Annotated in this window: 8 protein-coding genes; 7 read left to right on the forward strand and 1 reads right to left on the reverse strand. The window is 57.5% G+C overall.

The window, feature by feature from the left end; translation table 11 throughout:
- The first annotated feature begins 2 nt into the window (after positions 1-2).
- The 7 genes from pyrI (at position 3) to ACMGG1_RS21840 (ending at position 8,400) form a co-directional block, all read left to right on the forward strand.
- Positions 3-467 (forward strand): aspartate carbamoyltransferase regulatory subunit, encoded by a 465-nt coding sequence (pyrI, locus tag ACMGG1_RS21810; protein WP_020825003.1) that lies wholly within the window; start codon positions 3-5, stop codon positions 465-467.
- A gap of 157 nt (positions 468-624) precedes the next feature.
- On the forward strand, positions 625-1,011 hold the full coding sequence (gene ridA / locus ACMGG1_RS21815; RefSeq protein WP_044554008.1) for a 2-iminobutanoate/2-iminopropanoate deaminase: 387 nt from the start codon (positions 625-627) through the stop codon (positions 1,009-1,011).
- 207 nt (positions 1,012-1,218) lie between these two features.
- Entirely contained in the window at positions 1,219-4,200 is a 2,982-nt protein-coding gene (locus ACMGG1_RS21820) for an amino acid adenylation domain-containing protein (RefSeq protein WP_400827048.1), read from the forward strand.
- A gap of 245 nt (positions 4,201-4,445) precedes the next feature.
- Positions 4,446-5,882: a circularly permuted type 2 ATP-grasp protein gene (locus tag ACMGG1_RS21825; RefSeq protein ID WP_041415185.1), complete on the forward strand. Its 1,437-nt coding sequence runs from the start codon at positions 4,446-4,448 to the stop codon at positions 5,880-5,882.
- Complete coding sequence (locus ACMGG1_RS21830) at positions 5,876-6,805, forward strand: alpha-E domain-containing protein (protein ID WP_020824999.1); 930 nt, start codon at positions 5,876-5,878, stop codon at positions 6,803-6,805. Before ACMGG1_RS21825 ends, ACMGG1_RS21830 begins: the two co-directional genes overlap by 7 nt.
- The gene (locus tag ACMGG1_RS21835; RefSeq protein WP_046374624.1) at positions 6,802-7,596 is read left to right on the forward strand and encodes a transglutaminase family protein; all 795 of its coding nucleotides are present in this window, start codon (positions 6,802-6,804) and stop codon (positions 7,594-7,596) included. Before ACMGG1_RS21830 ends, ACMGG1_RS21835 begins: the two co-directional genes overlap by 4 nt.
- Positions 7,597-7,671: 75 nt before the next feature.
- Entirely contained in the window at positions 7,672-8,400 is a 729-nt protein-coding gene (locus ACMGG1_RS21840; protein WP_020824997.1) for a proteasome-type protease, read from the forward strand.
- A gap of 79 nt (positions 8,401-8,479) precedes the next feature.
- Here the strand turns inward: ACMGG1_RS21840 and ACMGG1_RS21845 are convergent, their stop codons facing one another.
- Positions 8,480-10,873 carry a beta-N-acetylhexosaminidase gene (locus ACMGG1_RS21845; protein ID WP_400827051.1) on the reverse strand — a complete coding sequence of 798 codons (2,394 nt, stop codon included), beginning with the start codon at positions 10,871-10,873 and terminating at the stop codon, positions 8,480-8,482.
- Positions 10,874-10,932 lie beyond the last annotated feature (59 nt).

A 10,932-nucleotide genomic window follows, 5' to 3' on the forward strand; every position in this document is an offset into this window, starting at 1 on the left:
TCATGACTCACGATAACAAACTGCAGGTTGAAGCGATCAAGTGCGGCACGGTGATTGACCATATTCCGGCACAGATCGGGTTTAAGCTGCTGACGCTGTTCAAGCTGACCGCCACCGACCAGCGCATCACCATCGGCCTGAACCTGCCTTCCAACGAGCTGGGCCGTAAAGACCTGATCAAAATCGAAAACACCTTCCTGACGGAGCAACAGGCCAACCAACTGGCCATGTACGCGCCGAAAGCCACGGTTAACCGCATCGACAATTATGAAGTGGTACGCAAGCTGACCCTCAGCCTGCCAGATCACATCGACGGCGTGCTGACCTGCCCGAACAGCAACTGCATCAGCCGCAGCGAACCGGTGTCTTCCAGCTTTAGCGTGAAATCCCGCGACGGCGACGTACACCTGAAATGCCGCTACTGCGAAAAAGAGTTCGAGCATCAGGTGGTCTTGCAGGCGGACTGAGTTCGGCCGGCTGCCGGGAGATGAGGCTGTTATTCTCCCGGTGACTGCCTATAATGGGAACCCCGTAGGGGCACCGAATACCGGGCCCGACGCTACGGAGAGCCACGCAGCCCACCGCGCTGCGATTTGAAAGACGAAGGGTATATCAGGAGAAAAAATGTCACGTAACATCAGCACTGAACTCGCCCCGGCAGCCATTGGTCCTTACGTGCAGGGCGTTGATCTGGGCAGCATGATCATCACTTCCGGCCAGATCCCGGTCGATCCGAAAACCGGCGCCGTTGCCGACGACGTTGCCGCTCAGGCTCGCCAGTCGCTGGAAAACGTTAAAGCGATCGTTGAAGCCGCCGGCCTGAAAGTGGCCGATATCGTGAAAACCACGGTTTTCGTGAAAGATCTTAACGACTTCGCTACCGTTAACGCCGCTTATGAAGCTTTCTTCACCGAGCACAGCGCGCCGTTCCCGGCCCGTTCCTGCGTTGAAGTGGCCCGTCTGCCGAAAGACGTGAAAATCGAAATCGAAGCCATCGCCGTTCGTCGCTAATACCGCGACCACGCGCCCAACGGTCAGCCCAGGCTGGCCGTTTTTATTTTTAGTATTTTTATTATTTCAATTATTTTATAACGATAGACCTATCCTCCCCACATTTACAATTCCGCATTAAAAATACGTCTATAATTATTTTCGCCCGGCCAGGCTATGATTTCTTGTGATTTATTAACCAGACTAATTATCTCAGGAGAATATCCCATGGCTCAAAGCATATTGGATTATTTTATCCAACAGGTCACTTATTCCCCCGAAGCACTGGCGATCGTCAGTGACGATCAACGTATTACCTACCGACAGTTAAATGAAGCCAGCAACCAACTCTGCGGTCAGTTGCAACGGCAGGGCGTTAGCCCCGGTGACAACGTGCCATTAGTCGCGCTGCGCACGCCGGAATTGCTGATAGGTATCCTGGCGATTATCAAAGCTGGAGCAAGTTATATTCCCATCGATGCCCGATATCCTGAAAAAAGAATTCTGGATATTGTCAGACAAAGCGGGTCAAAAGTAATCATATTGAGTAACTTATCAATTACTTTTGAAATAAATAACCCCGATGTGAAAATTATTGCCATTGATAATATTACATCAGATAAACTGGTTCCTTTTGAATTAATAAATCCCAAGAGTGATGCAACGGCTTATATTATTTTTACCTCTGGCACTACCGGCAAGCCCAAGGGGGTGATGATTGAACATCATTCACTGTTGAATATTATTCTCTGGCATAATCAAAAATTCGCCATGAGCCATGAAAGCCGTTCCACGCTGATAGCCGGTATCGGCTTTGATGTGGCCCAGTGGGAAATCTGGGCAGCATTGCTCAGCGGCGGCACGCTATATTTGCCGCAAGAAGAGACCCGACTGCAGCCCTCTGCCCTGCTCAACTTCTTCGCAGACCACCAGATCACCCATGCATTCGTGCCCACGGTGTTAGTGGCTGAAATCGTCGGCGCGCCACAGCCGGAAAACCTGGCGCTGCGCTACCTGTTTACCGCCGGGGAAAAACTCAACCCGATCGATCTCCGTGGAGTGAGTTACCCCTTGGTGGATTACTACGGCCCCACTGAAGCGACCATCTTCGCCACTTGGAATCGGGTCACTTGTGCAACACAAAACTCGGCCGCGACTATCGGTCGACCGGTGGCAGACACCGAGATTTTCATTCTCGACGATCATCTGCAACCGGTGAGTGGCCAACAGGCTGGCGAGCTTTATATCAGTGGCCGTTGCCTGGCTCGTGGTTACCTGAATGACCCACAGCTCACCGCAGAAAAGTTTATTACCCCGGTGCATTTTGCCGGTAAACGCCTCTACCGCAGCGGCGATCGGGCACGCTGGCTACCGGATCAACGCATTCAATACCTCGGGCGTCTAGACGACCAGATCAAAATCCGCGGTAACCGCGTGGAACTGGGCGAAATAGAAAGCGTTATGGTGCAGGTTGCGGGAGTGAAGGCGGCTGTCGCTATCGCCACCCAACCCCAGGATCCTGCAAACAAACAGATTGTGGCGTTTTTGGCGGCTGACAATGACGACGGCGAGTTGGTCGAACGTGTGAAGCAGCAACTGAAAGAAATGTTACCTTCATACTTCCTGCCCGCCAGCTTCCTGGTGATGGAACGCATGCCGATCAATGCCAATGGTAAAACCGATAAGGCCGCGCTGTTGGCCCTTTCCCACACGGATCAGTCTCTGGCAGCAGAGACGCTGACCGGCAGCCGGCAGATCATTGCCGCTATTTGGAGCCAGGTATTGGGGACGGCGAATATCCGCGCCGAAGACAACTTTTTCGACATCGGCGGCCATTCACTGCTGGCAGCAAAGCTGGCGACGGCCATCGATAACAAAATCGGAGTCAAAGTCTATGTGCGCGATATTTATGAATATCCGACGATAAACCGTCTGTCGCAGGCGCTGGATGAACGCAGCGGCCATGCACTGCCGACGGTGGACAGCGAACCGGTACGTGCTCTGCAAGACGACGTTTGGCTGCCTGCAGATATCACCATCAACCCGGATTATGATGTGCGACAGGTCAGCGACCCCAAAGCCATTTTGCTCACCGGCGCCACCGGCTTTGTCGGTGCGCATCTGCTGGCAGAGTTGCTCGTCACAACCCGTGCCGAGTTGTATTGCCTGGTGCGGCAGCGCAGCCGGATATCCCCGCAGCAACGACTCGACGAGATCCTGAATCGCTATCAGATTACTTTATCCGCCGAGCAGTACGCGCGCGTCCATCTGATCCCCGGCGACGTGGCCGAGCACGATTTCGCCCTGTCACCAGAGCACTTCCGTGAACTCAGCCAGCGGATCGATATCATTTATCATTCGGCAAGTGCGGTGAACTTTATCCAGCCCTATTCTTATATGAAACGCGATAATGTGCAGGGCCTGCGCGAAATCATTCGTTTTGCCGCGTACCGACGCACCAAACCACTGATGTTGATGTCGACGATTTCGGTCTACAGCTGGGGGCACTTGCATACCGGAAAACGGGTGATGCTGGAAAGTGACGACATAGATCAGAACCTGCCGGCGGTGATCACCGATATCGGCTACGTCCGCAGCAAATGGGTAATGGAGAAAATTGCCGATCTGGCGGCATCGCAAGGCCTGCCGCTAATGACCTTCCGTCTGGGGTACGCCACCTTCCACAGCCGAACCGGCGTCAGCGCCAGCTACCAATGGTGGGGACGGCTAGTCAAAACCTGTATCACCAGCGGCACCCTGCCGGTGTTGCAAGACCTGCGCGAGGGCCTGACGACGGTGGACTATATGACCCAATCCATTGCCCATATCACTCGCAACCCTCAGGCGTTAGGGAAGAAATTCAACCTGATCCACCAGCACCAGAATAACCTGACGCTGCAAGCCTTCTTCCGCCTGCTGGAGCGCGAGTGTGGCTACCGTTTCCGACAGTTGCCTTTCGATCAATGGCGAGCACAGTGGGAACACGACGCTAATGCACCGCTCTACCCGTTGCTCAGCCTGTTCAGGGACAATATGGTGAATGGGCAATCGACGGTGCAGCTCTACCAAAATACCTACCAATGGGATTGCAGCAACCTGCAGCATTTCCTGCGGCACAGCGGGATCGAAGAACCACGGTTTACCCGGCAAATGCTACTGAATTATCTGCGGCAGTCTATCGGCACTTCGCAGCAAGCATTGCAGGTATAAATACCAGGGCGGGTCTTCAGGGCCCGCCTGCGTCCTTTGCCCGGTGAGTTGCGCCATCACTGCTCATAGCCAACCCACACGCGCCGCAGTTTTGCCCCGTTTTAAGGCAGCGCCCGCTTTGGTTGCACCCAAAGCGGGCCATTTCCTGCCGCGAGCCGGCGTTTTCGCGCCATTTTCGCCCCTTTATCACCTTGGCACATTTTATGCTGGCTCTGTATACAGCCTGCAATGTCGACGAGGTGATGATGCTAAATATCGATCTGTCTGCTTCACCGTTTTTTGATGAGATGCTTCTGGCTGAGGGTAAGCACCGGGGTCACTACGAGGCTTACTGGCATTGGCTGCAACAGGCTGACCAAAAGGCCATTCAACGCAAGAGGGAAGAGGCTGCACTGCTGTTTCACCGGGTGGGGATTACCTTTAACGTTTATGGTGAGGATGATGGCGCTGAGCGCTTGATTCCGTTCGACAGCGTACCGCGCATCATACCCGCCAGCGAGTGGGCGATGCTCGATCGCGGTATTCGCCAGCGCGTACAGGCGCTTAACGCCTTTCTGCACGATATTTACCATCAACAACACATTCTGAAAGCCGGGATCATTCCGGCGGAACAGGTGCTGGCCAACGATCAATATCAACCCTGCATGCAAGGGGTCGATCTGCACCGCAATATTTACGCGCACATCGTTGGCGTGGATATGGTGCGCAACGGTGACGGCCAGTATTACGTGCTGGAAGACAACCTGCGCACCCCGTCCGGCGTTTCCTATATGCTGGAAAACCGCAAAATGATGATGCGCCTGTACCCGGAGCTGTTCGCTCAGCAACGCATCGCGCCGGTGGAGCGCTACCCGTCGCACCTGCTGCAAACCCTGCGTGAAAGCTCGCCGATCAACGATCCTACCGTGGTGGTGCTGACGCCGGGCCGCTTCAACAGCGCCTACTTCGAACACAGCTTCCTGGCGCAGCAGATGGGGGTTGAGCTGGTGGAAAGCGCCGACCTGTTCGTCAAGGACGGGGCGGTCTTTATGCGTACCACCGCCGGGCCTTGCAAGGTGGATGTGATCTACCGCCGGGTGGACGACGCCTTCCTCGATCCGCTGGCGTTCCGCCCGGATTCGATGCTCGGCGTGCCGGGCCTGCTGTCGGTATACCGCGCCGGCAACGTGGTGCTGGCCAACGCCATCGGCACCGGCGTGGCCGACGACAAGTCAATTTATCCGTACGTGCCGGACATGGTGCGTTTTTACCTGCAGGAAGAGCCGATCCTCAATAACGTGCCCACCTGGCAATGCCGCCACAAGAATGAACTGTCGTACGTGCTGGCGAACCTGGAACAGATGGTGGTGAAGGAGGTGCACGGTGCCGGCGGCTACGGCATGCTGATCGGCCCGGCGGCGACCAAAGACGAAATCGCTCACTTCCGCAGCCTGCTGCTGGCCAAGCCGCATAACTACATTGCGCAAAATACGCTGGCGCTGTCGACCTGCCCGACCTTCGTCAACGACGGCCTGGCGCCGCGACATATCGATTTACGGCCGTTCGCCCTCAGCGGCGCGGAAATCCGCCTGGTGCCAGGCGGCCTGACGCGCGTGGCGCTGGCGCAAGGCTCACTGGTGGTCAACTCGTCGCAAGGCGGGGGAACCAAGGATACCTGGGTGTTGGAGGACGACGCATGCTGAGCCGAACTGCCAGTGAACTCTATTGGATGGCCCGCTATCTGGAGCGGGCGGAAAGCATCGCCCGGGTGCTCGACGTCACCAACAAGCTGTCGATGATGCCGATCCGCGACAGCGAGGATCAGGATCTGCAGGTGCCGCTCAATCTGACCAGTACCGGGCAGCTGTATGCCGCCGCCTACCCCGACCTGACGATGGCCAATCTGGTGAGCTTTTTTGCGCTCGACAGCCGCAACCACAGCAGCATTTACAGCTGCCTGCAAATGGGCTGGAACAACGCCCATGCGGTGCGCGGCAGCCTGTCTTCCGAGGTCTGGGAATGCATCAACGCCACCTGGATCGAAATGAAGCTGATCCGCCGTCAGGGCATAGGATCGGTGGGCGCGGATGGCTTTTTCGACTGGGTGAAGGAACGTTCTCACCTGTTTCGCGGTGCGATGTTCGGCACTTTGCTGCGCAGCGACGCCATGTGCTTTATCCGCCTCGGCACCCTGCTGGAGCGCGCAGACAGCACTGCCCGTCTGTTAGGGGTCAAGAACTCGCTGATGGACAGTGACGGCGACCCGGTGCGCGAATATTACCGCATGGACACGCTGTTGCGGGCAGTGAGCGCACGCGAAGCCTACCACAGCATCTACAAGCAGCAGCTCAGTCGGGACACCATTGCCGAACTGATGATCCTGCGTAATGAAATCCCCCGCTCCCTGCTGGCCTGCGTCGGCGATCTGGTGCAACAGCTGGAGCAAATTGGCGGCAACAGTGCCAATCAGCCGCGCCGGCTGGCGCATACGCTGCACGCCGAGCTGCGCTTTAGCAGCATGAAAGATCTGAACAAGGTCGGGTTGAACGACTGGCTGGACGCGTTTCTCGGCCAGATTGGCGGCATCGCGGAGAGCATCCATCACACTTATCTGGAGGCGCAATGAAACTGAACATTGAGCACAACACCCACTATACCTATGCCCAGCAGGTGCAGCGCAGCACTCAGTATCTGCGCCTGACGCCGCAGGATTCGGAGCATCAGCGCATCATTTCATGGCAGTTGACGCTGCCGGAAGATGCCGTGTGCACCACCGATGCCTTCGGCAACGTGCTGCACGTGCTGACGCTGGATCACCCGCACCAGGCCATCAGCATTCAGGCCCACGGCGTGGTGGAAATTGAAGACGGTGCCGAAGATCAGGTGATGGGGCATTTGTCGCCGCTGGTCTTCCTGCGCCACAGCCCGCTGACCCAACCCGACAGCGCGATCCAGGCCTTCGCCCTGCGCTACTACCAACCGCAGGCGGTGCTGGACGGGCTGGAAAATCTGATGGGCGAGCTGCTGCTCAAAATGCCGTACACCCCAGGGTCGACCAGCGTCACCGACAGCGCGGCCCAGGCATTCGCGACCGGCACCGGCGTCTGTCAGGATCATACCCACGTATTTTTGGCCTGCTGCCGCAGCCTGAACATTCCGGCGCGCTATGTCAGCGGTTATCTATATAGCGAGGACTCGGCCCACGTCGCCACCCACGCCTGGGCCGAGGCCTGGGTCGACGACCGCTGGCACAGCTTTGACGTCACCAACAATACCCGCCTGCCGAATCAACACCTTAAGCTGGCGGTAGGCATCGACTATCTCGACGCCTGCCCGGTACGCGGGATGCGGCTCGGCGGCGGCTGCGAGAACATGCAGACCATCGCCGAAGTGCAGATGATGCCAACCGGCCAGTAGCCTCTTGCCGAAAACCAAGGTTTACGGCACGCTGGCGGTTGGCGGCGTGCCAGTATCGTTTTGAGGGATTGTGGTATGACCTATTGTGTGGCCATGCGCTTGTCTTCCGGGCTGGTCTTTGCTTCCGATTCGCGCACCAATGCCGGCGTGGATCATATTTCCACCTTCCGCAAACTGCACGTGTTTCAGCAGGACGGTGAACGCATGCTGGTGTTGCAAAGCGCCGGCAACCTGGCGACCACTCAGAGCATCATCAGCCTGCTACAGCGCCGCAGCAAAGATCCCGAACGCCTGAACCTGCTGAACGCACCGAGCATGTACGAAGCCGCCACGCTGGTGGGCGAAACGGTGCGGGAAGTGATCCAACGCGACAGCGAAGCCCAGCAAAGCGGCAGCACGACCGACTTTAGCTGCAGCCTGCTGCTCGGCGGCCAGATCAGCGGTGAAGAGATGCGGCTATTCCATATTTATCCGCAGGGTAATTTTATCGAGGCCACCCGCGATACGCCCTATTTCCAGATTGGCGAAAGCAAATACGGCAAACCGATTATCGATCGGGTACTGACCTACGACACCCCGCTGGAACAGGCGATGCAGTGCGCGCTGATCTCTCTGGATTCGACGCTGCGCAGCAACCTGTCGGTCGGCCTGCCGCTCGACGTGATGATCTACCCGCGCGACAGCTTTAGCAGTGCGCAGCAGTACCGTATCACCGAAGATCACCCGCATTTTAGCGCCATCCGTAAAGGCTGGGGCGAAGGGCTGGTCAGTATTTTCAAACAGTTGCCGCCGCTGCAACTGTAGGTTTTGCGGGCTCAGCATGCTGAGCCCCTACATATGCAGAGCCCTACACACGCTGAGCCCCTACATATACTGACTTACCTCATTCGATAGCGCTGGCGCGCAAAAGCGCTTCCAGCGGATAGACCGCCGCAATCACCACTTCGTCGCGTATCTGCGCCGCCGCGTCCAATTGCTGCTGTATCTGCGTCGCTTCTGCCTTGTTCAGCGGTTTGCCCTGTTGATAACGCTCCAACAGCATCAACCCCAGCGTGGACAGCGCGCCAACATCCTGCGCCACCGGTGCCAGATCCTGCATCAGCCGGTTACCGGCAATCACCGTTTTTACCGGTGCGGTATTGAGCTGCCAGCGTTGTAAACGTTCGCGCAACGCCTGCGCCGCCGCCCGATCGTTGCGGTCCTTCACCAACGCCGCAACCTGCATGACCATCTCGCGCACCGCGTTGCTTTCCGCCGGCAGTGCGTCGGCAAAACGGTTCAGCGGTTCGAACTGGTGATAGTTACCGGCTTTGAATTTCAGATGCTGTCGAGTGTAGTACTGGCCCGGCTCCACCGCTTCGGCCAGGGTTTGCAGCGGTGCTATCGTCACGCTGTTTGCCAACCGGGTGAACTCGCGCGCGGTTTCCGCATGCTGTTGCAACCCCACCGACACCACCGACCAGGCATCGACTGCCGCCAGCCTGCGGTACATATTATTTTCATCGGTCACGTCCTGCGCAGACCACAAGCGCTCCGCCACCGCGAACCCACGCGGCCAGAGCTTGAGATCGAGGATCGGCGCCCTGATGTTTTCCGCCCACAGCGCCGCCTCGCCGCCGAGAATATTGGCCTGCTGCTTCGTCTCCGGCACCACCGGCATCTTGCCCTCCGGGATCGCCGTCAGCTTGCTGCCAGTAGTCGGGTAACGCACGTTGCCCACCAGCGTATAGCCGCTGAGCTGGTCCTGGCTCAGGGTAAATACCGGGCGGGTATCCCCCATCCAGCTGTCAAGCCGGAAGCTCACCTGCTGTGGAGAACGCCAGACGATATCGTGCAACGCACGGCGCGATTTACCGTTGAAATCGATAAAACCCCGCCAGCCCTGCTTGCCTTCAATCAGGGTAAAACTGCCTTCTACCGCGCTGCCCTTCAGCCGCGGCATGCTGAACTGCCAGCTTTGCGCCTTTTCATCCGGCTGTACCTCGGTGTCGACGCCCAGCGGCTGCGGCAGGATCTCATTGCGATAGTGATAGGCCGCGCTTTGCGGTTGATCGAGGTAAAAACCGGTAGACAGAATGCCCTGGTAACCGTCCTGTGCGCTGGCGCCGAGCGAGTCCTGCCCCTGCCAGGACTGGATGACAATGCTGCGCGGCAGCGACGGATGATAGATCTCATCCCAACCCACCATCTGACGCTGATGCTGCTCGAGGATTTTCTCCAGCTTCTGATTGAAGTAGGCCTGCAGCGCATGAGTGTCCGCCAACTGGTGCTGCTGCATAAAGGCCTGAATGGTTTTGGATTGCTTCCACTGGCTGGCATCAACCTCATCACCGCCAATGTGCAAATAAGGATCGGGGAAGATCGCAGCCAGTTCGCCAATGATGGCGTCAACAAACCGATAGACTTCATCGCGGGTCGGATCCAGCGTCGGCAGATGCACACCCCACTTGCGCTCCATCGAATACGGGCCCGGCGCGCTCATCAATTCCGGGTAGGCCACGGCGATGCTGGAAGCATGGCCAGGCAGATCGATTTCAGGTACTACCCGGATACCGCGCGCGGTGGCATAGGCCACCACCTGTTGCATCTGTTCGCGAGTATAAAACTGGCCGTCGCTGGCCTGCTGTTGCAGCTTGGGATAATGCACAGAAGCAAAGCGCCAGCCCTGATCGTCGGTCAGGTGCCAGTGGAACACGTTGAGTTTGGCCGCCGCCATGCCGTCGAGCTGACGCAGAATGTCCGCCAACGGCAGGAAATGACGTGCCGAATCCAGCAGCACACCGCGCCACGGGAAACGCGGTACGTCGGTAATGCTCACCAACGGCAGGAAGGTGTTCTGCCCGTCGGTCTGCACCAATTGCAGCAGGGTTTCCATGCCGCGCAACGCGCCGAAACGGGTATTGGCTGCCAGCGTTACCCCCTGCGGCGTCACCGTCAATTTATAGCTTTCATCGCTTCCCGGCAGCGGCTGCGCCGCCACCTTATCTTTGATATTCACCTTGATGACCACGCCCGTGGCTTTTTCGGCCTGCGGCACCAGGGTCCAGCCGGTTTGCAGCTCAATACGTTGGCGCCAGCGTTGCAGCGCATCGTCCAGATCGTCCCCCTGCAGGCTAATAGACAAACGGTGATCCAACACCAGCTTGCCCGCCGGCTGAGTCAGTTCAACCTGCTGCGGCCAGGGCATCAGCGGCAGATCGCCAGCCGGCTGCGCCAGCGCGCCCAGGGAAAGCAATAACGATGAAGCCAGTAGCGTATAACGCAAAGTTCTGTGCATCAGAAATTCCTCAGAGGAAAAAATATCAATTGCTCCCCCAACGAATTTCAAATTACCGC

The organism is Serratia sp. BNK-12 (genome assembly GCF_047456085.1).
Lineage (GTDB): Bacteria > Pseudomonadota > Gammaproteobacteria > Enterobacterales > Enterobacteriaceae > Serratia > Serratia liquefaciens.

Excerpts from the sequence above, each read along its gene's own strand:
- ACMGG1_RS21820 (WP_400827048.1), top strand. The coding sequence starts at position 1,219 with ATGGCTCAAAGCATATTGGATTATTTTATCCAACAGGTCACTTATTCC.
- ACMGG1_RS21825 (WP_041415185.1), top strand. The coding sequence starts at position 4,446 with ATGCTAAATATCGATCTGTCTGCTTCACCGTTTTTTGATGAGATGCTT.
- ridA (WP_044554008.1), top strand. The coding sequence starts at position 625 with ATGTCACGTAACATCAGCACTGAACTCGCCCCGGCAGCCATTGGTCCT.
- ACMGG1_RS21835 (WP_046374624.1), top strand. The coding sequence starts at position 6,802 with ATGAAACTGAACATTGAGCACAACACCCACTATACCTATGCCCAGCAG.
- ACMGG1_RS21845 (WP_400827051.1), bottom strand. The coding sequence starts at position 10,873 with ATGCACAGAACTTTGCGTTATACGCTACTGGCTTCATCGTTATTGCTT.
- ACMGG1_RS21840 (WP_020824997.1), top strand. The coding sequence starts at position 7,672 with ATGACCTATTGTGTGGCCATGCGCTTGTCTTCCGGGCTGGTCTTTGCT.
- ACMGG1_RS21830 (WP_020824999.1), top strand. The coding sequence starts at position 5,876 with ATGCTGAGCCGAACTGCCAGTGAACTCTATTGGATGGCCCGCTATCTG.
- pyrI (WP_020825003.1), top strand. The coding sequence starts at position 3 with ATGACTCACGATAACAAACTGCAGGTTGAAGCGATCAAGTGCGGCACG.